Raw genomic sequence first — 21,720 nt, 5'->3', positions numbered from 1 at the left:
GATCCTACCGAGGTCGGTGCTCGCGGCGCCCGATCGCCCCGGGGGGGTGCAGCGCTAATGTCCAGGCATTCGTGCGGATGAGTGTGAGCGCCTGCCTCACCGTTGCTGACAGCAAGCGTGCCTTCCACGCAGCCTTTCCCTATGTGATCGGTCCTCTGTACCGGCGCATGGTCGATGAGCTTCTCGTCGAGCTGCATCTGCTCAGCCGGCAGAGCGGATTCCGCAGCGACCCGCTGTTCGCGGTGGGGCTCACCCAGGTCTTTGATGGTTTCGCCAAGGGCTACAGGCCGGAGCAGCAGCGTGAGCCCCTGTTTGCGGCCCTCTGCGCCTCCTCGGGCTTCGATGCCGAGCGGATTCGCGCCCAGCATGACGCCGCCGTGGCAGCGGTGGGAGAGCACAGCCTCGAGGAAGTGAAGCAATGGCTGGCCCAGCGGGGCGAGGGGGCCCCTGAGCTGATCGCCGGGGTGCTGGCCGGTATCGACAGGCCCGATTTCCACTACTCACGCCTGTTCGCCGTGGGGCTGCTCAGTTTGCTGCAGCGAGCCCGTGGCGCCGAAGCCGTGGAACCCCAGGCCCTCAGGGAGGCCGCCCATCAGATCGGTGAGTCCATGGGTCTGATGAAGGAACGGGTCGACAAGGACCTCAACCTCTACGCGAGCACTCTGGAGAAGATGGCCCAGGCCGTCGAGCTGATGGAGGAGACCCTTGCGGCGGAACGCCGCCGCCGGGAGCGTCAGGCTCAGGAGAAACTGGCGCCCCCCGCCACCGCCAACCCCACCGGGGAGAGCCAAGGCGAATCCGGAACCTCGGCTGAGGCCACCCCTCCCACTGCCCCCCAGGGGGGCTGAGGATCCGACACCGACAGGGGCCTGCTCAGCGCTCGCCCGGCTGAGGGGGATCCTTCGCCTTCGGTGCTGGGTTCAGTGGGGAGATCCTTGGCGGGCTCGCCGGGGAGAGCTCCAGACGCAAGGAACCCCACAGCCACGACAGCCCGGACCCGCTGCCCTGGGAGCTGCCGGCCCCTGATCTGGACGCTCCCGCCGGAGCGGAGACCATCTCCAGTTGGCTGGAGCGCCTGGCCACCGCGGGCAGATCCGGGGGCAGCAAGCCAAGCTCGGAGAGGGCTGAAGGCCTGGCCCGCAGACTGAGCCCCCCACCCGCCGGAGCCATGGCCGCTGGGAAGCGCTCTCCCCCCGGAAGCCCGGCGCCGAGCACGAACAGCAGCTCAGGGGCACCACCGGATGCCGGCACCACCCAGCGCCAGCCGCCCAATGGAGTGCCGTCTTCGCGCAGCCAGAGGCTGCTGGGCAGCTTCGCCTGCACGGCGCTCGCCCCGGACTTGCCGGTGCTGGAGCGCTGATCGCTCAGACCCTGGCTCTCCAGGGCCTGGCGCAGCGTCGCCAGCCAACCTGTCCAGCCTGAGCGGTCCTCGCCCACCGCCAGTTGCAATTCCAGAGAGGCCAGAAAGGGGCCCTTGGACTGGGGCCTGAGCCTCAGCAGGAACGGGGTGCCCTTCAATCGCTCCAGGGCCGTCTGGTCAAGGCCATAGCGATCCATCAGCGGCTGCCGGATCACGGCGTTGCTGAGCAGGGCCTCCAGCAACTGATCAAGCCGTGCCCCGGCCACCTCCAGCAGCAGATTCTCCGGCAGGGGCTCCCGGCTGCGGGCCGGCTCAGGAGGCTGCGGCGATGCCGCTACCACCGAATCTGGCTTGGCACTGGCCTCTCCCTGCCAGTAGAGGCCATCAGCCTCGGCGCTGACTGTGAGACAGCCCTGCTGGAATCCCTGCAGAAGCGGGGCGAGGTCACCCGAGATCTGGGCCAGGGCCAGCTTGGTCCAGACCACGGCCTGGCGACTTCGCAACAGGTTCACGCAGCGTTGCTCCAGGCCGCGGGGCGGGCGGGAGGTGCGGGTCAGTTGCTGCTGGAGGGTCTGCTCGGAGAGGGGATCGGGAGCGATCACCACCAGATCGTCCACCCGCAGGGCCCCCTCCGGCAGGGCCATGCTGGCCTGAGGGCCGAACAGCCGGGCCGGCACCACCAGGTGGGCGGACCCTTCCCGGCCCCAGAACTGCCACCAGGGTCCCCGCTGGCGGGCCCAGAGCCTGGCGGCCGGCTCAGCTCCAAGACGCTCCTGCCACAGGAGGGGCACCGGCCGCACATCAGTCGACTGAAAGCTCTGAACCAGCGTGGCCATCGCCACCACCCGCTCCAGCCCCTCGGCGTTCGAGCGGGGAAAACGGTGGAGCTGGCTGGCCGGGGCGAGCACCAGCAGAGCGATCACGGCCGAGGTGATCGGCAGAGGCCCAAGCCGAGGAGGCCAGGGCAGACCACCCTTCCAACGGGGCAGGGAGAGGGTCATCAGTGGGGGGAGGGCATGACAGACAGCGTGGTGCGCCACCGTGCCCAGGAGTCATCTGGAGCGGGCTTCAGCCAGCTCGGCGGGTGATTCACGAACCAGGGGGCCATGGATGCAGGCGGGCCTCGCCCGCGTCACCGCCGACCGGAGGAGAGACGACCGGATGCCGGGCGTGAGCCACGGCTGGCTCGGCGACGATCACGCCACTCGACCGCTGAGAGATAGATCACTCCTCCCGTGACGAAGACCAGCAGCACAGAGGCGGTCAGCGCCAGGACATTGGTGCTGGTGAGTGGGAGTTCAGGCATCCGGGTGAGAAGCGATCCCTTGGTGGATCAGAAGTTGATCGTGCCGTCGCCGTTGCGACCCCAGACGACCATGGCGATCGAAAAACTGAAGAGGGCAGCCAGGGAAGCCCAGGCGAGGGTGATGAGCATGGGGGCGCCCCAGCAACGGTTATCGAGAGTTTACCTAGTGTGAGTCGCCACCAGCCGCAGAACAACGATGGCAACCCCGGGAGCCCAGACGATCCCGGCGGGAATCCGCCTTCGCCAGCCCTATCCCCACTTCAGGGTCGTGGTGCTCGACGACGACGTCAACACGTTCCAGCACGTGGTGAACTGCCTGGTGCGCTACCTGCCGGGCATGGGACCCGACCGCGCCTGGGAGCTGGCCCATCAGATCGATCGCGGGGGTTCCGCGGTGGTCTGGAGTGGGCCCCAGGAGCAGGCCGAGCTGCACCACCAGCAACTGGGCCAGGAGGGCCTGACGATGGCCCCGCTCGAGCGGGAGTGATTCGGGACGCTCAGGCCCACCCAAGGCTCAGGCCAGCCCCGGCAGCGCCTCCTCCTGCGGACGGACGGTGAACATCAGCAGGTTGCGCACCTGCAGGCTCAGAGCCCTTCTGTCGAGCACGTAGCTGAACAGCCGCCCGGAGCAGACCGCCAGGCCGCTCACCTGCCGGCGCAGGGGCTGGGCCATGGTGAGCACCTCAACGGCCTCGCCGAGTTGCCGGCTGAGCTCGAGGCTGAGCGATGTGCGTGTCAGGTCCACCGAGGCTCGGCGAGGCCCTCTTGTCTTAGCCAGCCCACCTACAGTTGACCATTGGGGAGAAATACCCATGGGTCGGGTTGTGATCACCCACAGCACCTACCTGGAGGGCCTGATCCCCGTACTCAAGGTGCTGGCCCGGGAGGAAGGCATCGACACCATCACCCCGGCCGTGATCAGCCGGGTGAAGGGGCACAGCCCGCGCCTGCGGCTGCGGGTGTCGATCCCGATCAACGGAGGGTTCAAGCTGCTGGCCAGGCGCGGCAGCACCGCCCAGGAAGTGTTCGTGGTCACGTCCTGGCCGAGAGACCAACTCCAGGAGTGTCTGGATCGCCTCTGCCGGAAGGGATGAAAAGGGTGAACCGCTGTGCCGTCTTGCCCCAGTGTTCGACCTGGTAGTACCAGAGGGGCAGTCAAAGTGGGGTTTCGTTTCCGGCAACGAGGCCGGTGTACGTCACCGTCACGACAGACCACCCACGTCGAAGAGGGAGTCAGATCAGAAACTGTGAAAGGCAGTCACCAACACAGCAGTCCTTGCAAACTCTAAGGGGTCCGCTCCGGTGGCAGCGGCCAGATCGCGCGCACCTCAGCCAGACGGATTTCTGCCTCAAGGGCCCGCTCGGCTGCGTCCGTGGCCTTGAGCACCAGGGTGATGTGGCCCAGCTTGCGCCCAGGCCTGGCCAGACGCTTGCCGTACCAGTGCAGGCTGGCATCGGGCAGAGCCTCCAGAGCCTGGCGTTGCCTGGCGTAGGCCGCGGTGGAGGTCTCGAAGCCCAGCAGGTTCACCATCAGCGCGCCGTTCAGCTCCATGGTGATGTCCCCCAGGGGTTGCCCTGAAACGAGGCGCACCTGCTGGGCGAACTGACTGGTGCGGGTCGCCTCGATCGTGTAATGGCCGGAGTTGTGGGTCCTTGGCGCCAGCTCGTTGATCAGCAGCCCTGAAGGTCCGTAGAAGAACTCGATCGAGAGCACTCCCACATACTCAAGGGCGGCCAGCAGCGAGGCCGCCACATTGCGGGCCCGGGCCTGCACCGCCTGGTTGGCGGCGGCAGGGGCCAGCACCCAGTCGCAGACCTGATCGTGCTGGTGGGTCTCCACCAGGGGATAGCACTGCACCGCGCCTTGGTGGTCGCGACAGGCCACCATGGCCAGCTCCTGCTCGAAGGCCACCAGGTCCTCCAACAGCCAGAGGCCAGGATCCACCGACTCGATCAGGGCCTCCAGCTCCTGCTGACTGCGGATCACCCGGGTACCGCGGCCGTCGTAGCCCCCCCTCGCCGCCTTGGCCATCAGCGGGAAGTCAAACCCCGCCGGCAACTGCGGCGTCAGGGGTGGCTCCGGCTCCTGCTCTCCGCCGGCGTCCTGATCGGCCTCGGCCTGCATCGCTTCATCCTCCTCAGCCGGTGCCGGGGGGATCAGCACCTGCTCGAGTGGAAACCAGCGGGGCGACGGCAGGCGCAACCGCTCCAGCAGCAGTCGCTGCTGACGTTTGCAGACCAGATCCGCCAGGGACTCCAGGCGGGGGATGAACACCACACCCTGCTGCTCGAGCGGGGCGAGGGCGTCGAGATCGAGCCATTCGTTCTCGAAACTGATCGCCGAGGCCTTCTCGGCCAGGCGGCGGGTGGCCTCCAGATCATCAAGAGGGGCACGCACCACACTGCTGGCCAGCCGGGCGGCGGGATCGGTGAGAGCGGGGGTCTGGACGTGGAGCTCAATGCCCTGCTCCCGAGCTGCCGCAGCCAGCATCCAGGCGAGCTGGCCGCCCCCCACCACCCCGATACTGCCGCTCATCCCTCACCTCCAGGACGACACCCCACAGGGGCCGCGTGCCGATTGAGCAGCTTGCCACTCCCCTGACCAGCGGCGTGGACGCCCTCAGCTGAAACTCTTGTCCCCCACCGCCAGGAAGCGCAGCAGGCTGAAGATCAGCACGATCAGGAACAGGGCAAGACCCACCGTGCAGGCATAGCTGATCTCCAGCTCGGAAAAGGCCTGGTCGTAGACGTAGTAAACGAGGGTGCGGGTGGACTCCGCCGGCCCCCCCTGGGTCATCAGATACACCTCCTCGAACACCTTGGTGGCGGCGATCGCGGAAATCACCCCCACCAGAGTGAGGTAGGGCCTGAGCAGGGGCAGGGTGATGTCGAGATGGCGCCTCCAGCCCTCACTGCCATCGAGGGCAGCGGCTTCATAGAGCTCCGGAGCAATGCCCTGCAGGCCCGAGAGAAAGATCACCATGTAATAGCCGAGGCCCTTCCAGAGGGTCACAAGCATCACGGCGGGCAGGGCCAGCCAGGGGGTGGTGAGAAAGCCGATCGGCGTGAAAGCATCCCCCAGCCAGGCCGCCAGCCAGCCGTTGACCAGGCCATTCTCGGCGTACAGCCAGCGGAAGGCGATGGCCGCCACCACGATCGACACCAGCACCGGGGTGTAAAAGGCGGCGCGGAACAGGTGGATCCCAGGCAGCTGGCGGTTCACCAGCACGGCCAGGGTGAGGGACCCCAGCACGATCGGAGGCACCACGCCGATCAGATAGAGGAAGGTGGTGATCAGCACCTGCAGGAAGACCGGGTCGGCCAGCAGGCGGCGGATGTTGGCCAGACCGACGAAGCGCAACGGCTCGCTCACGTCGAGGCCGGTGGCGGTGAAGCTGATCACCAGGGCCATCGCGGCCGGAATCAGCACCGAGACGCTCAGCAGCAGCAGAGCCGGGCTGAGAAAGCCCCAGGCCGTGGCGCTGCGTCCCAACCAGGCGGGAGACCGGCGGACCGGAGGGGCGGAAGAGCGGGAACCATCCATGGCGCCATTGTGGGATGAACCTTGACGGGACCACGGCCGTGCAGAGCAGCTTCAGCGGCAGCGACCCGCTGCAGGTGCTGCGTGAGGTGTTCGGCTACGACCACTTCCGTGGTCCCCAGGAGGCGATCGTGCGCCATGTGATCGCCGGAGGATCAGGCCTGGTGCTGATGCCCACAGGCGGAGGCAAATCGCTCTGCTATCAGGTGCCGGCCCTCTGCCTGGAGGGCCTGGCGGTGGTGGTCTCCCCCCTGATCGCGCTGATGGATGACCAGGTGCAGGCCCTGCGCCAGGCCGGGGTGCGGGCGGCCGCCCTGCACTCCGGCCTCACCGGCGAGGCCGCCAGCGCCCTCTGGCGCTCTCTCCACCAGGGCGGACTGGATCTACTCTACGTCTCACCTGAGCGCTTGCTCGCCGGCGATCTGCTCGAGCGGCTGCAGGAGAGGCCCCTGGCCCTGTTCGCCATCGACGAGGCCCACTGCGTCTCGCAGTGGGGCCACGACTTCCGCCCCGAGTACCTGCAGCTGAAGACCCTGGCCCAGCAGTTCCCGCAGGTTCCCCGGCTGGCCCTGACCGCCACCGCCGATCCCCGCACCCGCGGAGAGATCATCGAGCGCCTGGCCCTCGAGCAGGGACGGGTGTTCCTGGCCAGCTTCGACCGCCCCAACATCCGCTACCTGCTGCGGCCGAAACAGGAGTCCAGGGAGCAGCTGCTGGCATTCCTGCAGGACTTCCGCGCTGAAGCGGGGATCGTGTATGCCCGTTCCCGCAGCCGTGTGGACCGCTTCGCCGCCCTGCTGCGCGATGCCGGCCACGACGCCGTGGCCTACCACGCCGGGATGGATGCCGGCCAGCGCTCCGGCGCCCTCAGCCGCTTCCGCAACGACAATGGCGTGGTGGTGGTGGCCACGATCGCCTTCGGCATGGGCATCGACAAACCGGACGTGCGCTTCGTCGCCCATCTGGATCTGCCCAAGAGCCTGGAGGCCTACTACCAGGAAACCGGCCGTGCGGGCCGGGACGGTCTGCCGGCCACCGCCTGGATGGTGCATGGGCCAGGGGATGTGCCCCAGCTGCGTCGTTTCATCGAGGAGTCTGATGCCGAGGCCGGCCAGAAGCGGATCGAGCACGGCAAGCTCGACGCCCTGGTGGGCTTCACCGAAGCGCCGGGGTGCCGCCGCCAGTTGCTGCTGGCCCATCTGGGCGAAACCCTGGCCGAGCCCTGCGGCAACTGCGACCGCTGCCTCGAGCCCCAGGTGCTGGAAGACCGGACCGTGGCGGCCCAGATGGCGCTCTCGGCCGTCTACCGCACTGGCCAGCGCTTCGGGGCGGCCCACCTCACGGATGTGCTGCTGGGGGCCGACACTGCCCGGGTGCGCTCCCTGGGCCACCAGAGCCTGAGTGTGTACGGCATCGGCAAAGAGCTGGACCGCGACCAGTGGCGCACACTGCTGCGGCAGCTCACCAGCCAGGGATGGCTTGAGCCGGTGCCCGACGGCCGCGGCGGTCTGCGCTGGGGAGAAGAAGCCCGCGTGCGGTCCCTGCTGCGGGGGGAGCTGACCCTGGAGCTGCCCGCCACCCCGCCACGCCTGGAGCGGAAGCAGGCCGCGGATCGAAGCCGCAGCGGACGGCAGCCTCAGGCCCCGAGGGCAGGCGGAACAGCTGAACTGGCGGCCGATCCCGGCCTGGTCGCGGCCCTCAAGGACTGGCGCCGGGGACAGGCCCGTGATCAGGGCGTGCCCCCCTATGTGGTGTTCCACGACCGCACGCTGGTGGAGCTGGCGGCCAGGCGACCCGGGGAGCTGGCGGAACTGGAGCAGGTGAGCGGCATCGGCGCGGCCAAGCTGGAGCGTTACGGCGCGGCGGTGCTGGCGGTGATCCAGGGCCATGGGGAGATGGAAGCCCAGGCCTAGCCTGAGGCATCAGTCAGTCGGGTCGGGCCCAGCGATGATCCCCACGCTTTCGATCGAGCCCAGCGGGCCCGCCAGCGAGACCGTTGCCGGCCTGCGCCTCCACACGATCGAGGTGACCCTGAGCAGCCATCCCTACCCCGTGGTGATCGGCGATGGCAGCCTCGATCAGCTCGGCCCGCTAATCCGCTCCCGTGGAGTGGCGGCGGGCACCAAGGTGCTGGTGGTGACCAACCCGGTGGTGGAGGGCTTTTATGGCGGCAAGACCCTGGAGAGTCTGCGTATGGCCGAGCTGGATCCCGGCCTGCTGGTGCTCGAGGCCGGGGAAGACCAGAAGACTCCCGCCAGCGTGGCCCTGATCCATGACGCGGCCCAGGCCAGCCGGCTGGAGCGGGGCTCCCTGATCGTGGCCCTCGGCGGCGGCGTGGTGGGGGACATGGCGGGATTCGCCGCCGCCACCTGGCTGCGGGGCATTGCCGTGGTGCAGGTGCCCACCACGTTGCTGGCGATGGTGGATGCCTCCATCGGCGGCAAGACAGGCGTGAATCATCCCGGTGGGAAGAACCTGATCGGAGCCTTCCACCAGCCCAGCCTGGTGCTGATCGATCCGAGCACCCTGGTCACACTGCCGGAGCGGGACTTCCGCGCTGGCATGGCCGAGGTGATCAAGTACGGCGTGATCGGCGATCCGGAGCTGTTCGCCGAGCTGGAAGCCGCCGGCGACCTCTCCAGCCTGGAGGGGGTGGGCGAAACCCTGCTGCAGACGCTGCTGGAGCGATCCGCGGCAGCCAAGGCCCGCGTGGTGGCCGCCGATGAGCGGGAAGGTGGACTGCGCGCCATCCTCAACTACGGTCACACCCTCGGCCATGTGGTGGAAACCCTGTGCGGATACGGCACCTACCTCCACGGGGAGGCGGTGGCGCTGGGGATGGTGGCAGCCGGCGAGCTGGCCGCGGCGATGGGCCTCTGGAGCGACGCCGATCAGCAGCGGCAGTGCGCCGTGATCGCCAGGGCCGGCCTGCCCATGCGGCTGCCTTCCCTTGACCCGGAGGCGGTGCTGCGCACCCTCCAGAGTGATAAAAAAGTGAAGGATGGGCAGGTGCGTTTCGTGCTGCCCAGCGCCATCGGCCGGGTAGAGATCCGCAACGACGTGGGTGCTGAACGGATCCGAGAGCTGCTCAGATCCAGCGGAGCGGAACAGGGCTGAGGGCTCGGGATGCGGCTTGACTCCGCTTGCGCCGCATCAGCCTCCCTCGCCGCCCTCACCCCCTTCATCGGGCTTCATGCCGTCGTGATCTCCCGACTTCTCGCTCTCGGGGCTGCTCATCGACGGCTTCTCCATCTCCGTGGAGCTTGGGCTGGGCGTCTCGGCCATGCCCGGGGGTGCCCAAACACCCGGTTGCACCGGGTGGAGCCGGTGCGGGAAGGAGTGCGCCTGGCGGCGATGGGCTGGATCCAGAGCCGGGTGCGCCGGGACGACCAGCGGGAGCTGTTGTTCGAGCTCGACACAGCGCGGCGGGCGATCTTCCAGCGCGATGGCAAAGATGAGGTCTTCGATCTGGTCAGCCTCAGCTGTACCAACCTGCTGCGCCAGTGGGGGGAGTGACCCGCACACCCGGGGGGGCCATGCTGAAGCACCAGTCCCGATCCCCGCTCTGCCATGTCCCAGGACCAACTCAGGGCCTTTCTTGCACGGGTGCAGGACGATGGTGAACTCAGGCGCCTGGTGCTGAGCGCATCGACCGCCGATGACGTGGCCAGGATCGCCGCGTCCCTGGGCTTCGACGTCTCCGGGGACGAAGTGTTGCGTTCCTCCGGCCAGCGCATCGGCAGGGTGACGATCACCAAGCAGGACATGCCGGGCGAGTACAGCTGAGGGGCAACCCCAGCCGACTGCAGCGGTGATCCGGTTGCGCCGGCGGAGACGTTGCGGGGATCCGATGCAAAGATGCAGTTGGATCGGCATGTCACGATGACGATGCCTTCGGGCAGGAGCTCGGGGTGGTGGTTCACTCCGGGCTCTTCCACCCCACCACGGCAGGCGTTGTTCCCCTCAGAGGCGCAGCACCAGGCCATCCCTGCGGTGGAAGTCAGGCTGATCACCAGGATGGGTCACAGCCCAGTGGCTGAGCCGCCCCTGGCGCCGCTCAATCACCACACAGACCCCGGCTTCAAGGGCTGAACCCGCGGCTTGAAGGTCGTCGGGCAACATCCAGGCCAGCGCCAGCTCAAGCGCTGCGGGCTTCCGCCTGAACCCGAAGGGCAGGTCCTGCAGAGAGGGCTCTGGCTCCATCCCCCGGCGGTAGCCGCTGAAGCGATACACATTCCAGTGGCCACTGGGGGCGAGGTTCACTTCCCGGTACACCGGCTCCGCCTCTGCGCCCAGGAACAGCTCGAAGCAGGTGCTTCGCCAGAGATCATCGCGGCGCTCAGGCCGGGGTGAGGGCTCAGGCACCACCACCGAGGCGAGGTCGCCGCTCAGACGCAGATGCAGCTCCAGGATCTCCCTCCCACGTCGGATCCGCCCCGTCAGCGCCAGGCCAGCCTCTGGATCGAAGGGTTGAAGGACAAAGGACCGCCAGGGCATCTCAGCGTGCTCAGCGGTGGGTTCGCTGCCGGGAGTCTTCATCGCATCGCCGCCACAACGGCCTGAATCGCAGCGTCCTGCTCCTCGATACTCTGCGTCAGCTTGAACTGCACCCGAGCCCGGCGCAGATTATGGCCGCGATGGCGGGTCTTGAAATAGACGTCCCCGGCCAGGTGATCGGTGAGGAAGCGCAGTCCGAGTTCGAAGCTGATCAGACGGATGGCGGCAGGGATGTGCCTGTAGTCGGCGTCGGTGAGGAAAGAGCTGGCCACACTGCCGTACCCCTTCAGCAGCAGGTCGCAGAGACCCACATCAAAATGCACCGAGCGCCAGTCGTCGGCCTCTTCACCCAGGGGATTGCAGGCCGAGCGCAGACAGTCGCCGATGTCGTAGTGCACCAGGCCTGGCTTGACGGTGTCGAGATCGACCAGGGCAACGGCCCGATCAGCCTGGAGATCAAGCATCACATTGTTGATCTTCGGATCCCCGTGAATCGGACGCTGGCGAAGCTCTCCACTGGCCTTGGCCTGCTCCAGCACCGGCACCAGGGAGCGTCGCTGCTCCACGAAGGCCAGGCAATCGTCCAGCTCGGGATCGCCATGGGAGCTGAGCTGGCCCAGCACCTGATCAAAGTGGCGCAGATAGGAGGGGGTGATATGAAAACCCTCCAGAGTGTCGGCCAAGTGTTCCACGGGCAGATCACTGATCAGCCGGTGGAACATGCCCAGAGCGAAACCGATTTCGCGGGCGTGGCCGCTGTGCCCGATCCGCTCCAGCGACTGGGCCCCCTGCACATAGCCCAGGGCTCGCCAGAAATTCGAGCCCTCCCACACCCAGGGGCGTCCATCCGCACGGGCCGGAAACACCCGCGGCACCTCCCAGCGGCGGCCTGCCAGCTCCCTGGGCGGTTCGCGCATCCGCCGGGCCACATGGTCACTGAAGGTCACCAGGTTGCCCATCACCAGTTCGGGACGGGTGAACACCTGGGTGTTCACCCGCTGAAGCACGGCGGCGGGACGGGCGGTGTCGCCCAGGCGCACCAGATAGGTGTCGTTGACGTTGCCCTGCCCCAGGGGTTCGATGCCGCTGATCGGACCGCCGAGCTCAAAGCGCTCCGCAATCGCCCTGAGTGCCGGGAAATCGTCGCCCCTGGGCTGCGCCGGATCAGTCATCGCAGCGGCAGGAGTTCCCCAGGGGCCAGGTGGGCGGAACCGTAGCAGCGCCCCAGCTCTGGCTGGGGCTCACTCGTCAGCGGGGATCAGCACGGTGGTCTGGAGGCTGTCGGTACCGAGATGGTCGGTGATCACCCAGACGCACAGCCCCTGCCCAAGGTGATAAACACTGCGCAACCGGCCGCATTGGTGATAAGCCGCGAGCGTGTTGGCCCTGGCATCGCGGGCATCCACCTGGCCCCAGTCGCCCCGGCGGTGGCGAGCCACCAGACGTTGCAGCGTTTCCAGATCCAGCCATTCCCGCACCTGCGGGCTGACGTGCACAGGGCCGAGCACCAGACGGGCACTCATGGAGCCGGCCCAGAACACCGGCGAACACCACAACCCCGGCAGCTGCTCAAGGGCGGCCAGCTGCGGCGGTGGACACACCCGCCAGAGTCGGCATCACCGTGGTGATCTGACCCACCCCAAGCCCCAGGACCAGGAGGCAGACGACCAGTGCCGCCAGACTCCCCAAGGACACCGCGAGGGACTCGGAGCGTCCTGATGCCGTGATCGTGCTCCCCCCCTCTTCCATCGCTTTGCCTGGGATCACCTGCACCAGTGTGATGCCGGCGGACCGGGCCGGCTCCCAGCCGACAAGCTCCTTCATGCCGGTGGCCCAGGGCCTCAGACGCCACGGTTGGCCGGCGGCGGCGCGCTGGCGGGGAAGCGCTGCAGATACAGGGCCACCGGGATCGGTCTGGTCTGGGCATAACCCACGGGCAGCCAGAGGTCACCGGCCGAGGAAGCGAAGTGGATCTCCCAGTGGTACAGGGCCGTGTAGGCGGCCGGATCGTCACGCAGCAGGGCCGCGTAATGGAGAACGGCCTTGCCGTAATAGTCGCTGTTGTTGTAGCCCCAGAGCCCCTTGCGAATGTCTTTCAAGCCCCCCCGACGCACGAGGTAGCGAGCCGCGGCATGGATCGAATCGTGGGGATCGCGGATGTCCCCCTTGCCGATGCCAGGCTCCGCCCAGGTGGTGGGAAGGAACTGCATCGGCCCGCGGGCGTCAGCCACCGAAACACCGTCGATGCGCCCCATTCCGGTCTCCACCAGGTTGACGGCCGCCAGCACTTCCCAGTCGATGCCGGTGGCCGCCGCCGCGCTGCGGTAATAGCCCAGCAGATTCTCCGCCGGTTCAGGTGCCACGATCCGCCAGGCCGGCAGGGTGGCGCTGCCCTTGCGGCCACGGCGCATCGACAGGAACGCCCGTCGGGCCCCCAGGTGATGGTCGAGCACCGTTTGCCAGCGCGCACTCAGAAGGGGCCGAACCTGATTGGCCAGGCCCTCCCTGACGGCGAGCACCCGCAGGATCACCTGGTGTTGATGGCCAAGGGCAGGCAATGCGTCAGCAGGGGTGTCGGAGGAGCGCAGGGCTTCTTCGAGCGACACCAGCAACTCAGCCACGGCTTGGGGATCGCCGGGCACCTCCGGATAGTGACGACCCTCGGCCGTCTGGGGCAGGCCCGGCTCAGGCGGCAGCGGAACCGTGGCCGGGGCTGGCGGTGGTGGGGCGGCCACAGCCGCCCGGGCGGGACCCGGCAGCCGTGGTCCGGACGCCGCCACCGCCAGGATCAACAGCACCGGCAGTCCGGTCAGACCCAAAACACACCATCGACGGAGGGGAGCGGGCATGGCGGGAGCTGGCGGCTTGTCGCAGCCAGGACGTTATCGGTGTTCGGGCCGATCTGGTCCGTTCAGGGGGCGACCCCGAGCAGGACACCGATCAGGGCTGTGGCCGCCATCGCCATCGCCCCCCAGACGGTAACCCGGACAACGGCGGTGCGCACCTGGGCGCCACCGGCCCGGGCGGAGAGGCCACCCAGGACCCCCAGGAAAAGCAACGAGGTGAGCGAGACCACCGCCGCGATCCGGGAGGCAGGCAGCAGGGAGGCCGTGGCCAGAGGCAACGCCGCCCCGATCGAGAACATGGCCGCCGACGTGAGGGCGGCCTGAACCGGGCGTGCCTTGAGGCTGGCGGTGATGCCCAGCTCATCGCGGGCATGGGCACCAAGGGCATCGTGGCGGGTGAGCTGCAACGCCACCTCCTGGGCCAGGGAGGGCTCGAGGCCCCGATTCACGTAGATGCCGGTGAGCTCGGCCAGTTCGGCGACAGCATCATCGGCGAGTTCCTGGCGCTCCCGGGCCAGGTCGGCTCGCTCGGTGTCGGCCTGGGAGCTGACCGAGACATACTCCCCGGCAGCCATCGACATCGCTCCGGCCACCAGTCCGGCCGCCCCAGCCAGCATGATCGCGCCGTGGTCGGCCTCGGCCGCCGCCACCCCCACCAGCAGGCTGGCGGTGGAGACGATGCCGTCGTTGGCCCCGAGTACCGCCGCCCGCAGCCAGCCCACCCGGTCGGTGCGGTGCCTCTCCGGATGGCGCGAGTCATCAATCTCTCGTTGCTGTGCCACGTGTGTCGACGTCCGAAGCCAGGGGCAGGCCGCAGCACGGCCATGCCTCAGCTTGACGCTTGCGGCGTCGCCATCGCTGTCAACTGGACGCCGAGGTGTAGTAGCGCAGGGCATGGCGCCACAACCCACGGCTGAGGCCCAGGGAGAGGGTCGCCATCCCCAGGCTGGCCAGCACCCAGGGGAGGGTGGCCCGGCCGAGGATGGCTTCCGCCGGCACGGTGGTGAGGAACGCCACCGGCAGCACCAGGGTGAACAGGGTGCGCAGCAGGGGGGGGTAGGCGCTGACGGGGAAGCGGCCCGCCACCAGGGTGCTGCGCAGCACCTCAGTGGCATTCCACACTTTCACGAACCAGATGCTGGTGGCCGCCAGCACGAACCAGAGGCTGTAGAGGATCAGGGCGCTGCACAGCAACAGCCCGGCAGTCCCCAGCACGGTGATGGGCGCCGGGGCAGCGCCTGCCCGACCAGCCGCCACCACGATCAGCACCACCCCCGCCAACAGCCCCGGCAGGCCCCAGGGGGAAAACGTGCGGGCCGACAGCCAGAACTGACTGTCGATCGGCTTGAGCAGCACGAAATCGAGGCTGCCGGTGCGCACATGGTTCACGATCTCCCCAAGGTTGGGCTGCAGCAGGGTGCTGGTGACGCCATCCAGCAGCGTGTACATCCCGAGCACCACCAGGGCCTCGTTCCAGCTCCATCCGCCGAGGCCATGGCCGCGGCCGTAGAAGAGCGCGAGCAGCACCAGGCTTCCCGCCAGGTTGCCCAGCACGGAGAGCAGTTCGATCAGCGCGTTGGCCGGATACTCCAGTTCCGCTGCCAGTGCCGACGTCCAGAACGCCCGCAGAGTGCGCAGGTAGCGGGCCATCAGGCCCCCATGGCCGCATAGCGCCGCAATCCGGCTCGCCAGAGCAGCAGGTAGAGGGGCAGCAGAAGGCCCATCCAGGCGGCCATGGTCGCCAGGCCCCCCAGCAGATCCACCTCGCCACCGGAGAGCAGCCGCGCCGGGAACGACACCATCGAAGGGAATGGGGTGGCCCCCGCCAGGCGGCGCAGACCGGGGGGGAAAGCCTCCAGGGGGGCCACCAGTCCGGAGAGGAACAGGTAGGGAATCAACAGCAGCCGATCCAGGGCCGCCGCCCGCTCGCTCCAGAAGCAGGCCATGGTGATCACCGACTGCAGCAGGAAGCGCAGCAGAAAGGCCAGCTGGGTCACCAGCAGGCCCAGCAGCAAGCTGGAGGGAGGAGGCCAGCCACTGGTGCCTGCGCCCAGCAGCCAGACCACCAGCACGATCGCCAGCACGAAGGGCACCCGGGTGGCCTGCTCAGCGATGTGGGCGGCCAGGTAGCGCCAGAAGGGGTGCAGCGGTTGCAGCAGGTAAGGGGACAGGCGTCCCTGCAGGGCATCTTCCTCGAAGACATGGATCACCCACACCACGGTGAACTGACGCACCACGAAGGCCGCCAGGAAGTAACGGTTCAGGGCCGCCGGGCTGAGGCTGAGTTCCCCGGCTGCCCCCGCACCGCTCCAGAGGGCCAGCATGATCAGGGGCAACAGCCCGGAGAGGGCCCAGAGGGCAATCTCGGCGCGGTACTCGAGCATGTAGGCGTACTGCACCGAGAGCAGCACCCGCGCCAGGCGCAGGGTCCGTTTCATCCCACCGCCCCCTCGCGGAACAGGCGGCCGATGATCTCCTCCACCGGTGGATCGTTCACCTCCAGATCGAGCACGGGAAAGGTGGACAGCAGCCGGGAGATGGTGGCCGTGAGCTGATCCCTGGACACCAGCAGCCGCACCCGGTGACCCGCCAGGGATTCGATTTCGCCGAAACCAGCGAAAGCCTGAGGTGGATAGACCTCCCCCAGATCGCAGCAGACCTCCCGGTAGGGGGCGAGCCGCTGGGTCAGCTCCTGCAGGCTGCCGTCGTAGAAGAGTCGGCCCCGGTGGATCAGCAGCACCCGCTGGCAGAGGGCGGTGATGTCGCCCATGTAGTGGCTGGTGAGCAGCACGGTGGCACCCGTGCGGCGGTTGTAGTCAGCGAGGAACTCACGCACTCGTGCCTGGGCATTCACATCCAGCCCGAGGGTGGGTTCATCGAGGAAGAGAACGGCGGGGCGATGCAGCAGAGCCGCCAGCAACTCGGCCTTCATGCGCTGGCCGAGGGAGAGCTTGCGCACGGGCCGGCGCAGCTCCTCTCCCAGCTCCAGCATCTCGGCCAGTTCATGGATGCGCCGGCGCGCCTCGGCTTCGCCGATGCCATAGACCGCCGCATTGACCCGCAGGGAATCCAGCGGAGGCAGATCCCAGATCAACTGCTGCTTCTGCCCCATCACCAGCGTGATCGTGCGCAGGAAGGCCGCCTGGCGGCGAAAGGGCATGAAGCCGGCCACCGCCACCGCTCCGGCACTGGGCTCGATCAGCCCGGTGAGCATCTTGAGCGTGGTGGTCTTTCCGGCGCCGTTGGCCCCCAGGAAGCCCACCACCTCACCGGGCTCGATGCTGAAGCTGACGTCCCGCACGGCTGGAATGTCCTTGTGGCGCCGGGCCACGAAATGGCGCAGGGTGCCGCCCAGGCCCGGTTGCTTGTCGGCCACCCGGAAGCTCTTGCCAAGCCCACGGGCATGGATGATCGACATCTCAGCCCACCCCCTGAGCCGAAGCGCCCTGGGCTGAAGCGATGGGAGATCCTCCGCGGCCCCTCAATCGTCTTCCTCGTCCTCGAGCAGCAGGGAGTGGAAGGCGGTGTAGAGGTCGGGGTGCTCCGCCGCCAGCCGGGGATCGGCCCGCGGAGTGGTGCTGCGTCCAGGCCCCGGGCGGCGGGTGGCCTCGGCGGCTGGGGCAGCGGACTGCCCAGAAGAAGGAGCGCGCCGCTCCCTGGCCTGCTGCGCCAACCGGCTCTCCTCGAGGCTGCGCAGACGGTCCATCAGGTGGGGCGGAACGGTGCCGTCGGGGCTGACTTTCATCAGCTCTCTGAAGAGCTGCTCCGGGTCGCGCTCCAGCTCCACCGTGTGGCGTTTTTCGCTGGCCCTGGGCTTGGCGCCGGCGGATGGCGTCGGTTCCGGTGCCGGCAGGGGCTGGGGCAGCTGGCGACCGAGCTCGCGCAGGCGCTCGAGGCTGTGGGCGTCGAAGCTCATGGCAGCTTGAACAACGGGGTCAGGGACAGCTGAGGGTGTCGCGGGTGTCGCGGCCCGTGACGGGATTGGTGCCGCTGGCGATGGCACACAGGGATGTGAGCACATCGGAGCGCAGGGGCACGTTGGTGAAATCGGCCCCCTCGATGGCCACGTTGACGAACTTGGTGTTGAACGCGAAGGCATCTTCCAGCACGGCATCGCGCAGGTCGGTGCCCTCCAGCACCGCCGAATCCAGGGTGGCCTCCCGCAGATCTACGCCGTGCATGTCGGCGTCCTGGAGTTTGGCGCCGAACAGGCTGGCGTTGCGCATGTCCGCCCCTGAGAGGTTGGCGTCGCGCAGATTGGTGAGGTTGAAGGTGACCCCGCGCAGGTCGCCGTCGTGGAAATCAGCGCCGATCAGCACCTGCTTGGCGTAGTCCATCGCCGCCATGGCCGGAGCCGCCGGCTGCAGCAGCAGCAGGATCGCCAGAAGCCCCCCGCCCATCCAGGCCAGCAGGCCTGAGACCAGCGAACGCAGCGGGGCAGCCATGGCAGGGAAGGGACAGCAAGGGAACCCTAGGAAAACCGGGTGACGCTCCCCATGGCCCTGAGCAATACGCAACGCACCAGAAGCCGCAGCGCCCTCCCCGGGGCCTGGGCGGAGCAACGGGCCTGGCGTCTGCTGCGGCAGCGGGGCTGGCGACTGCTCTCCAGCCGCTGGCGTTGCCGCTGGGGAGAACTCAAACTGCCTGCTCTCCAATGCGAACATGTGAGCACACCGCCGCCCTGGAAGGGCAGGCGGCGGCGGCATGAGACGTGGAAGCCTCGGCAGCAGCTACGCCTGGCGCATCAGGCGTGCCGCTCACCGCGAAATCTCCCGCCAGCGCCGCCGCCCTGCCCCTGTGAGGCATCGCCCTGCACCATCGGCTCCAAGCACCCTGCCGGCGCCCCTGCTGCCCGCTGCGGCGGCACTGCTCCTCCTGTTCCTGCTGCTGCTGCTTTTGGTGGTGGCGATGCTGTCATGAGCAGCCGTGGTCCGCCTTTTGCTCCAGACTCAACCCCACCCCAAACGGAGCCCGCGAATGCTTGATGACCAGCTCGATTTCATCGGCACTCGCGTCTTTGCCCATCACCCGCATCACATCAGCCAGCGTGATGCCGCCTTCAGGCTCAACCCCACCGCTGCGCTGAAGCACTACTGCCAAGGCGGCGACCTGAGTAGCGAACTGATGGGACTGAAAGATGCCCTGGACATGCTTGAAAACATAACCCGTACTGATAGACTTTCAACCATCAAAAACAACGAACCATGCAATCATCCAACTACTCCAGCGTCATCGAATCTGCATCCCTTGAGGAGCGACAGGTCGTAGCCCTGGAACGCAGCGCCGCTGCCCACGAACGCACTGCTGCAGCAGCAGAAGCTGCTGTCACTCACCTCAAGGCGATTGCATTTGAAACTGGTACACCGCAGTATGTGTTGACTGCAATCGACAAAATCCCTGAAGTGCTGGAGGTTTACCTTCTCAACATTGTTGAGCAGTTGAAAATGAGGTAGGCGGCGGTGTTGCTGCTGAGCCCCTGCCCGTTACGGGTGGGGGCTTTTGCTAGGAGCCTGCTGTGCATAGAGCGCTAACACGCCTGACGGCGACTGGCAGGGTGACTCTTGATTCCTTAGTCAAGGGGCTATCCGAACTCTTCACAGACAACTGACTCTGCATGTTCGCTGGCGTGATCAAGCAGCTGGCAAGGCCCCCTGTCGGAAACAGTCTGAGAATCTGATCACGAGTCGCCACGGTGAACCGGCAGGTCACTACGCCGGATCAAGAAGGGGTAGGCGCCAGGGATCTGAGTCACATGACCCTTCGGGACGTTCGGCACCTAGGTGCTAGACGTGACCGCAACCAGGCACAACTGGGTACAAACAAGACTCGTATGTGACAGTCAAGACTCGATCCTGGTCTGCAGGAGTGTATAATCATCTGCTTTAATGAAGGAGAATTCAGTGATTAAAAAAATCTTAGCCCCTTCACTGGCCGCTTTTGGATTAATACTGGTTACGCCTGAAGCCTCTCGCGCTCTCGTCGTTACTGTTAGCGGTGTAAGTTACGAATTAACTACACAAACTGATAGCTTTAAGAACCTTCAGCCCCTTTTGGAGGTTCAGCCATTTTGGGGCAATGCCAACCTTGCAGGTGATTTAGCCTTTAACGCTTGGAATAGTGGCGCGAACCGAAATGATCCTTTTTTCACCACCAGTACAAACCCAAATAACTCACCAACGAACGCCCCATACTTTGCTTATGCTACCTTTGGAAGTGGCGGTCAACAAACAGTCAACTATGCAGACATAGCTGAGTTTGTCCCAGGTTTAAATGCGAATTCTAACCGTACATGGGCTGTCGTACAGGGAGTAGTCCCAATTCCAGCGCCGCTGCCTCTCTCCGCCCTGTTCGGTTTCGCCCCTGCCCTCGCCTATATCCGCAGGTACCGCCTCCGAAGAAACGCCTTAGAGCTAGCAAGCTGCCAGTCATCAGCGCAGTTCGCTGAAGGAAAAGGCCGTTGATTCTGACGCCCTGCCGACAGGTGGGGATTTTGTTGGCTGGTTACGGGGTGTTGGGTTCGTGCAACAAAGACCTAGCACCGGCATCGGTATTCGAACCCCGGAGTGGCGACCTCCAGGCTGCCGGGAACGAGGCGCCAGTTCTGCGAACTCCACGCTGGGCGCTTCTCCAGGCGACAAGGCCCTCCGGTCATGCATCGACCTCTGCATGAGATGAGGAGACCGCCCATCCTCTGCACCTTGACGGCCTGACAGGGATCGTCGTCGCTCACTGAGCTCCTCCAGGGGAGGTTCTCGGGCAACCCCCCATTCGTTACTGTCGGACCTCCAGCCGTGGTTCCTCCGGTCGGCGTGCTGCCGGCGCCAGGTGTGGTCGTAGTTCCGCCAGTAGGGGTTCCAGTGGTCGTGCTGCCGGGCAGTTCACCCTCTCGATAAACGAGGAGCCCACGACCACCAGGGGACGTCGGCGGTTCCCGCTCGATGTATCCCCTGGTCTGCAAACGCCAGGTGTACTCCCACAGGATGCGGTCTCTGCAGCGATCGATGACCCGCCCCCTGAACGTCAGATCGATGTCAACTTGAACCCCCACCTCCAAGCCCAATCCCGGAAGGTCGTACCCCTGGTACTCACACCCATCGTCTCGCTCAGGTAGGTACTTGTCCTCTTCCCTGTTGCCCTGCCGGCGGCGCCTTCCGTACTCGAAATCCGGTTGCCGTTTCCCATCGATCTCGAAACGAGTTGGGCTCAGGGTCTTGCCCCTAGGAAGGAGAAGCTCGCGGTCTTTCCATTCGCCATTGCTTTGGCGTTCCCGAAAGTAGCCCTTGATCTCCTGCTGGTATTCGCAGCACTTGCAGTGCTGCGCGAAGTCAGCCCGAATCTTGAACTCGTGTACGAGGCGGCCCCAATCCTGATCGTTCTCTGGATTCAGAAGGACCCATCCATCTTCCCCAAGGATGATCCTCGGTTGAGAGACCAGCTCGCAGGCTTCATCGTTTTCATTACCTTCGGGCTCTTCTGGTGTCACGTCTTCCGGCCCGTCGCCGCCCGGCGGCGTATCGGTGGAACCGCGCAGAAAGTCACGCAGGGCATTCCAGAACTTCTGGAGTAGTTCGACCAGGCCCGCGAAGTCGCCGAACACCTTCAGGATCTTCATGAGCAGGGCGATGAATCCCATCAGGAACAGGATCAGAGGCAGAAGCCACCAGTACTTCAGCCACCACCTCCAGTCACGGTCTTCCGGGAGCGTCAGCGTGTCCCCGCCTTCTCCCGCCGGCAAAGGCTCTGCGCTCTCCGGAGTGTCCGGGTCGCCGACGTCGGGTGCCCCAGCCGATGGGTCAGGCAAGCCGGATGGTTCTTCGGGTTCCGGGGGTTCGCCACCTTCCTCGGGCTCCTCCAGGGGTCCGTCCATCGGGCTGGTTTCATCGGCGGGGGCCGGTTTCCATTTGGGGTTTTTTCCCCCCCCTGGATCGGGATTCATAGGGGGAGGCCAGCAGAGGGGCATGCCGACGGGGGGGGGGGGGGGGGGCCCGGGCGGCCCCCCCCCGGGCCGCCCCGGGGGCGGGGGGGGGGGGGGGGTTTTTGCTCCCTCGGCGCCCCGCCCCCCCCCCCCCCCCAAACCCGCCTTTTCCTGCTCAGCCTGCGCCAGGCCCTCACCGCCGATCCCGCCTGGGATGGGCGGCGCTTCAGCGCAACCCCCGAGCAGGGCCTGCGC

The 21,720-nt window shown here is 66.9% G+C and carries 30 protein-coding genes and 1 other RNA gene; 10 read left to right on the top strand and 21 right to left on the bottom strand.

Annotated elements, in window-relative coordinates; genetic code table 11:
• Positions 1 to 77 precede the first annotated feature (77 nt).
• The gene (gene psb29, locus FPZ61_RS01965) at positions 78 to 848 is read left to right on the top strand and encodes a photosystem II biogenesis protein Psp29 (RefSeq protein ID WP_185464624.1); all 771 of its coding nucleotides are present in this window, start codon (positions 78 to 80) and stop codon (positions 846 to 848) included.
• Positions 849 to 873: 25 nt separating this feature from the next.
• On the opposite strand, the gene FPZ61_RS01960 is transcribed toward psb29, so the two are convergent.
• From FPZ61_RS01960 to petN, 3 genes are all read right to left on the bottom strand, one after another.
• Positions 874 to 2,361 carry a hypothetical protein gene (locus FPZ61_RS01960; RefSeq protein ID WP_185464625.1) on the bottom strand — a complete coding sequence of 496 codons (1,488 nt, stop codon included), beginning with the start codon at positions 2,359 to 2,361 and terminating at the stop codon, positions 874 to 876.
• Positions 2,362 to 2,492: 131 nt separating this feature from the next.
• Positions 2,493 to 2,666: a hypothetical protein gene (locus FPZ61_RS01955; protein WP_185464626.1), complete on the bottom strand. Its 174-nt coding sequence runs from the start codon at positions 2,664 to 2,666 to the stop codon at positions 2,493 to 2,495.
• 27 nt (positions 2,667 to 2,693) lie between these two features.
• Positions 2,694 to 2,795 carry a cytochrome b6-f complex subunit PetN gene (petN, locus tag FPZ61_RS01950; protein ID WP_185464627.1) on the bottom strand — a complete coding sequence of 34 codons (102 nt, stop codon included), beginning with the start codon at positions 2,793 to 2,795 and terminating at the stop codon, positions 2,694 to 2,696.
• 67 nt (positions 2,796 to 2,862) lie between these two features.
• On the opposite strand from petN, the gene clpS reads away from it, so the two are divergent.
• Complete coding sequence (gene clpS, locus FPZ61_RS01945) at positions 2,863 to 3,153, top strand: ATP-dependent Clp protease adapter ClpS (RefSeq protein WP_185464628.1); 291 nt, start codon at positions 2,863 to 2,865, stop codon at positions 3,151 to 3,153.
• 27 nt (positions 3,154 to 3,180) lie between these two features.
• Here clpS and FPZ61_RS01940 read toward each other — a convergent pair whose 3' ends face one another.
• Positions 3,181 to 3,411: a hypothetical protein gene (locus FPZ61_RS01940; protein ID WP_185464629.1), complete on the bottom strand. Its 231-nt coding sequence runs from the start codon at positions 3,409 to 3,411 to the stop codon at positions 3,181 to 3,183.
• Positions 3,412 to 3,478: 67 nt separating this feature from the next.
• On the opposite strand from FPZ61_RS01940, the gene FPZ61_RS01935 reads away from it, so the two are divergent.
• Complete coding sequence (locus FPZ61_RS01935; protein ID WP_185464630.1) at positions 3,479 to 3,760, top strand: DUF2103 domain-containing protein; 282 nt, start codon at positions 3,479 to 3,481, stop codon at positions 3,758 to 3,760.
• A gap of 3 nt (positions 3,761 to 3,763) precedes the next feature.
• Here the strand turns inward: FPZ61_RS01935 and ssrS are convergent.
• The 3 genes from ssrS to FPZ61_RS01920 all read right to left on the bottom strand — a co-directional run bounded on the left by ssrS (position 3,764) and on the right by FPZ61_RS01920 (position 6,210).
• A non-coding RNA gene (gene ssrS, locus FPZ61_RS01930) (6S RNA) lies at positions 3,764 to 3,945 on the bottom strand.
• A 6-nt stretch (positions 3,946 to 3,951) separates the two neighbouring features.
• Positions 3,952 to 5,202: a 5-(carboxyamino)imidazole ribonucleotide synthase gene (locus tag FPZ61_RS01925; RefSeq protein WP_185464631.1), complete on the bottom strand. Its 1,251-nt coding sequence runs from the start codon at positions 5,200 to 5,202 to the stop codon at positions 3,952 to 3,954.
• Positions 5,203 to 5,286: 84 nt separating this feature from the next.
• On the bottom strand, positions 5,287 to 6,210 hold the full coding sequence (locus FPZ61_RS01920; RefSeq protein WP_185464632.1) for a carbohydrate ABC transporter permease: 924 nt from the start codon (positions 6,208 to 6,210) through the stop codon (positions 5,287 to 5,289).
• Positions 6,211 to 6,224: 14 nt separating this feature from the next.
• On the opposite strand from FPZ61_RS01920, the gene recQ reads away from it, so the two are divergent.
• Together recQ and aroB are read left to right on the top strand one after the other, a co-directional pair.
• Positions 6,225 to 8,120 carry a DNA helicase RecQ gene (recQ, locus tag FPZ61_RS01915; RefSeq protein ID WP_185464633.1) on the top strand — a complete coding sequence of 632 codons (1,896 nt, stop codon included), beginning with the start codon at positions 6,225 to 6,227 and terminating at the stop codon, positions 8,118 to 8,120.
• 34 nt (positions 8,121 to 8,154) lie between these two features.
• A complete protein-coding gene (aroB, locus tag FPZ61_RS01910) occupies positions 8,155 to 9,324 on the top strand; it encodes a 3-dehydroquinate synthase (protein WP_185474729.1) in 1,170 nt (389 codons plus the stop codon).
• Between the two features lie 36 nt (positions 9,325 to 9,360).
• Here the strand turns inward: aroB and FPZ61_RS15430 are convergent, their stop codons facing one another.
• Positions 9,361 to 9,492 carry a hypothetical protein gene (locus FPZ61_RS15430; RefSeq protein WP_255441278.1) on the bottom strand — a complete coding sequence of 44 codons (132 nt, stop codon included), beginning with the start codon at positions 9,490 to 9,492 and terminating at the stop codon, positions 9,361 to 9,363.
• Positions 9,493 to 9,525: 33 nt separating this feature from the next.
• Between FPZ61_RS15430 and FPZ61_RS01905 the strand changes: the two genes are divergently transcribed.
• Positions 9,526 to 9,723 carry a hypothetical protein gene (locus FPZ61_RS01905; RefSeq protein WP_370593336.1) on the top strand — a complete coding sequence of 66 codons (198 nt, stop codon included), beginning with the start codon at positions 9,526 to 9,528 and terminating at the stop codon, positions 9,721 to 9,723.
• A 54-nt stretch (positions 9,724 to 9,777) separates the two neighbouring features.
• Positions 9,778 to 9,993, top strand: coding sequence for a Nif11-like leader peptide family natural product precursor (locus tag FPZ61_RS01900; RefSeq protein ID WP_185464635.1), 216 nt, complete (start codon positions 9,778 to 9,780; stop codon positions 9,991 to 9,993).
• 177 nt (positions 9,994 to 10,170) lie between these two features.
• Here FPZ61_RS01900 and FPZ61_RS01895 read toward each other — a convergent pair whose 3' ends face one another.
• The 11 genes from FPZ61_RS01895 to FPZ61_RS01845 all read right to left on the bottom strand — a co-directional run bounded on the left by FPZ61_RS01895 (position 10,171) and on the right by FPZ61_RS01845 (position 17,995).
• Positions 10,171 to 10,704 carry a DOMON-like domain-containing protein gene (locus FPZ61_RS01895; RefSeq protein ID WP_185464636.1) on the bottom strand — a complete coding sequence of 178 codons (534 nt, stop codon included), beginning with the start codon at positions 10,702 to 10,704 and terminating at the stop codon, positions 10,171 to 10,173.
• Between the two features lie 38 nt (positions 10,705 to 10,742).
• Positions 10,743 to 11,876, bottom strand: a complete 1,134-nt coding sequence (locus FPZ61_RS01890; protein WP_185464637.1) for a phosphotransferase enzyme family protein — start codon at positions 11,874 to 11,876, stop codon at positions 10,743 to 10,745.
• A 69-nt stretch (positions 11,877 to 11,945) separates the two neighbouring features.
• Positions 11,946 to 12,305: a hypothetical protein gene (locus FPZ61_RS01885; RefSeq protein ID WP_255441277.1), complete on the bottom strand. Its 360-nt coding sequence runs from the start codon at positions 12,303 to 12,305 to the stop codon at positions 11,946 to 11,948.
• Positions 12,274 to 12,528, bottom strand: a complete 255-nt coding sequence (locus FPZ61_RS01880) for a hypothetical protein (protein WP_185464638.1) — start codon at positions 12,526 to 12,528, stop codon at positions 12,274 to 12,276. Before FPZ61_RS01880 ends, FPZ61_RS01885 begins: the two co-directional genes overlap by 32 nt.
• 17 nt (positions 12,529 to 12,545) lie before the next feature.
• Entirely contained in the window at positions 12,546 to 13,553 is a 1,008-nt protein-coding gene (locus tag FPZ61_RS01875) for a lytic transglycosylase domain-containing protein (protein WP_185474728.1), read from the bottom strand.
• A 62-nt stretch (positions 13,554 to 13,615) separates the two neighbouring features.
• Positions 13,616 to 14,332: a VIT family protein gene (locus FPZ61_RS01870; RefSeq protein ID WP_370593337.1), complete on the bottom strand. Its 717-nt coding sequence runs from the start codon at positions 14,330 to 14,332 to the stop codon at positions 13,616 to 13,618.
• Positions 14,333 to 14,411: 79 nt separating this feature from the next.
• Positions 14,412 to 15,200: an ABC transporter permease gene (locus tag FPZ61_RS01865; protein ID WP_185464641.1), complete on the bottom strand. Its 789-nt coding sequence runs from the start codon at positions 15,198 to 15,200 to the stop codon at positions 14,412 to 14,414.
• Positions 15,200 to 15,988 (bottom strand): ABC-2 family transporter protein, encoded by a 789-nt coding sequence (locus FPZ61_RS01860; protein ID WP_185464642.1) that lies wholly within the window; start codon positions 15,986 to 15,988, stop codon positions 15,200 to 15,202. Before FPZ61_RS01860 ends, FPZ61_RS01865 begins: the two co-directional genes overlap by 1 nt.
• Positions 15,985 to 16,962, bottom strand: coding sequence for an ATP-binding cassette domain-containing protein (locus FPZ61_RS01855; RefSeq protein WP_370593338.1), 978 nt, complete (start codon positions 16,960 to 16,962; stop codon positions 15,985 to 15,987). The genes FPZ61_RS01860 and FPZ61_RS01855 overlap by 4 nt, the downstream gene beginning before the upstream one ends.
• 69 nt (positions 16,963 to 17,031) lie before the next feature.
• Positions 17,032 to 17,466 (bottom strand): hypothetical protein, encoded by a 435-nt coding sequence (locus FPZ61_RS01850; protein WP_185464644.1) that lies wholly within the window; start codon positions 17,464 to 17,466, stop codon positions 17,032 to 17,034.
• A gap of 19 nt (positions 17,467 to 17,485) precedes the next feature.
• Positions 17,486 to 17,995, bottom strand: coding sequence for a pentapeptide repeat-containing protein (locus FPZ61_RS01845; RefSeq protein ID WP_185464645.1), 510 nt, complete (start codon positions 17,993 to 17,995; stop codon positions 17,486 to 17,488).
• 259 nt (positions 17,996 to 18,254) lie between these two features.
• On the opposite strand from FPZ61_RS01845, the gene FPZ61_RS01835 reads away from it, so the two are divergent.
• On the top strand, positions 18,255 to 18,470 hold the full coding sequence (locus FPZ61_RS01835) for a hypothetical protein (RefSeq protein ID WP_185464715.1): 216 nt from the start codon (positions 18,255 to 18,257) through the stop codon (positions 18,468 to 18,470).
• Here the strand turns inward: FPZ61_RS01835 and FPZ61_RS01830 are convergent.
• Positions 18,465 to 18,650, bottom strand: a complete 186-nt coding sequence (locus FPZ61_RS01830; RefSeq protein WP_185474742.1) for a hypothetical protein — start codon at positions 18,648 to 18,650, stop codon at positions 18,465 to 18,467. The genes FPZ61_RS01835 and FPZ61_RS01830 overlap by 6 nt on opposite strands.
• A 104-nt stretch (positions 18,651 to 18,754) precedes the next feature.
• Here FPZ61_RS01830 and FPZ61_RS01825 point away from each other — a divergent pair, with 104 nt between their 5' ends.
• Together FPZ61_RS01825 and FPZ61_RS01820 are read left to right on the top strand one after the other, a co-directional pair.
• Entirely contained in the window at positions 18,755 to 19,003 is a 249-nt protein-coding gene (locus FPZ61_RS01825) for a hypothetical protein (RefSeq protein ID WP_185464646.1), read from the top strand.
• Positions 19,004 to 19,435: 432 nt separating this feature from the next.
• Complete coding sequence (locus FPZ61_RS01820; protein ID WP_185464647.1) at positions 19,436 to 20,011, top strand: hypothetical protein; 576 nt, start codon at positions 19,436 to 19,438, stop codon at positions 20,009 to 20,011.
• 71 nt (positions 20,012 to 20,082) lie between these two features.
• On the opposite strand, the gene FPZ61_RS01815 is transcribed toward FPZ61_RS01820, so the two are convergent.
• Positions 20,083 to 21,417 carry a hypothetical protein gene (locus tag FPZ61_RS01815; protein WP_185464648.1) on the bottom strand — a complete coding sequence of 445 codons (1,335 nt, stop codon included), beginning with the start codon at positions 21,415 to 21,417 and terminating at the stop codon, positions 20,083 to 20,085.
• Positions 21,418 to 21,720: the final 303 nt, after the last annotated feature.

Origin of the sequence: Synechococcus sp. BSA11S, from assembly GCF_014224355.1 — a bacterium.
Lineage (GTDB): Bacteria > Cyanobacteriota > Cyanobacteriia > PCC-6307 > Cyanobiaceae > Regnicoccus_A.
The sequence above is the reverse complement of the archived record's forward strand: the minus strand, read 5'-3'. Positions and strand labels throughout refer to the sequence as shown.

Excerpts from the sequence above, each read along its gene's own strand:
- psb29 (WP_185464624.1), top strand. The coding sequence starts at position 78 with ATGAGTGTGAGCGCCTGCCTCACCGTTGCTGACAGCAAGCGTGCCTTC.
- FPZ61_RS01960 (WP_185464625.1), bottom strand. The coding sequence starts at position 2,361 with ATGACCCTCTCCCTGCCCCGTTGGAAGGGTGGTCTGCCCTGGCCTCCT.
- FPZ61_RS01955 (WP_185464626.1), bottom strand. The coding sequence starts at position 2,666 with ATGCCTGAACTCCCACTCACCAGCACCAATGTCCTGGCGCTGACCGCC.
- petN (WP_185464627.1), bottom strand. The coding sequence starts at position 2,795 with ATGCTCATCACCCTCGCCTGGGCTTCCCTGGCTGCCCTCTTCAGTTTT.
- clpS (WP_185464628.1), top strand. The coding sequence starts at position 2,863 with ATGGCAACCCCGGGAGCCCAGACGATCCCGGCGGGAATCCGCCTTCGC.
- FPZ61_RS01935 (WP_185464630.1), top strand. The coding sequence starts at position 3,479 with ATGGGTCGGGTTGTGATCACCCACAGCACCTACCTGGAGGGCCTGATC.
- FPZ61_RS01925 (WP_185464631.1), bottom strand. The coding sequence starts at position 5,202 with ATGAGCGGCAGTATCGGGGTGGTGGGGGGCGGCCAGCTCGCCTGGATG.
- FPZ61_RS01920 (WP_185464632.1), bottom strand. The coding sequence starts at position 6,210 with ATGGATGGTTCCCGCTCTTCCGCCCCTCCGGTCCGCCGGTCTCCCGCC.
- recQ (WP_185464633.1), top strand. The coding sequence starts at position 6,225 with ATGAACCTTGACGGGACCACGGCCGTGCAGAGCAGCTTCAGCGGCAGC.
- aroB (WP_185474729.1), top strand. The coding sequence starts at position 8,155 with ATGATCCCCACGCTTTCGATCGAGCCCAGCGGGCCCGCCAGCGAGACC.
- FPZ61_RS15430 (WP_255441278.1), bottom strand. The coding sequence starts at position 9,492 with ATGGCCGAGACGCCCAGCCCAAGCTCCACGGAGATGGAGAAGCCGTCG.
- FPZ61_RS01900 (WP_185464635.1), top strand. The coding sequence starts at position 9,778 with ATGTCCCAGGACCAACTCAGGGCCTTTCTTGCACGGGTGCAGGACGAT.
- FPZ61_RS01895 (WP_185464636.1), bottom strand. The coding sequence starts at position 10,704 with ATGCCCTGGCGGTCCTTTGTCCTTCAACCCTTCGATCCAGAGGCTGGC.
- FPZ61_RS01890 (WP_185464637.1), bottom strand. The coding sequence starts at position 11,876 with ATGACTGATCCGGCGCAGCCCAGGGGCGACGATTTCCCGGCACTCAGG.
- FPZ61_RS01880 (WP_185464638.1), bottom strand. The coding sequence starts at position 12,528 with ATGAAGGAGCTTGTCGGCTGGGAGCCGGCCCGGTCCGCCGGCATCACA.
- FPZ61_RS01875 (WP_185474728.1), bottom strand. The coding sequence starts at position 13,553 with ATGCCCGCTCCCCTCCGTCGATGGTGTGTTTTGGGTCTGACCGGACTG.
- FPZ61_RS01865 (WP_185464641.1), bottom strand. The coding sequence starts at position 15,200 with ATGGCCCGCTACCTGCGCACTCTGCGGGCGTTCTGGACGTCGGCACTG.
- FPZ61_RS01860 (WP_185464642.1), bottom strand. The coding sequence starts at position 15,988 with ATGAAACGGACCCTGCGCCTGGCGCGGGTGCTGCTCTCGGTGCAGTAC.
- FPZ61_RS01850 (WP_185464644.1), bottom strand. The coding sequence starts at position 17,466 with ATGAGCTTCGACGCCCACAGCCTCGAGCGCCTGCGCGAGCTCGGTCGC.
- FPZ61_RS01845 (WP_185464645.1), bottom strand. The coding sequence starts at position 17,995 with ATGGCTGCCCCGCTGCGTTCGCTGGTCTCAGGCCTGCTGGCCTGGATG.
- FPZ61_RS01835 (WP_185464715.1), top strand. The coding sequence starts at position 18,255 with ATGAGACGTGGAAGCCTCGGCAGCAGCTACGCCTGGCGCATCAGGCGT.
- FPZ61_RS01825 (WP_185464646.1), top strand. The coding sequence starts at position 18,755 with ATGCAATCATCCAACTACTCCAGCGTCATCGAATCTGCATCCCTTGAG.
- FPZ61_RS01820 (WP_185464647.1), top strand. The coding sequence starts at position 19,436 with ATGAAGGAGAATTCAGTGATTAAAAAAATCTTAGCCCCTTCACTGGCC.
- FPZ61_RS01815 (WP_185464648.1), bottom strand. The coding sequence starts at position 21,417 with ATGGACGGACCCCTGGAGGAGCCCGAGGAAGGTGGCGAACCCCCGGAA.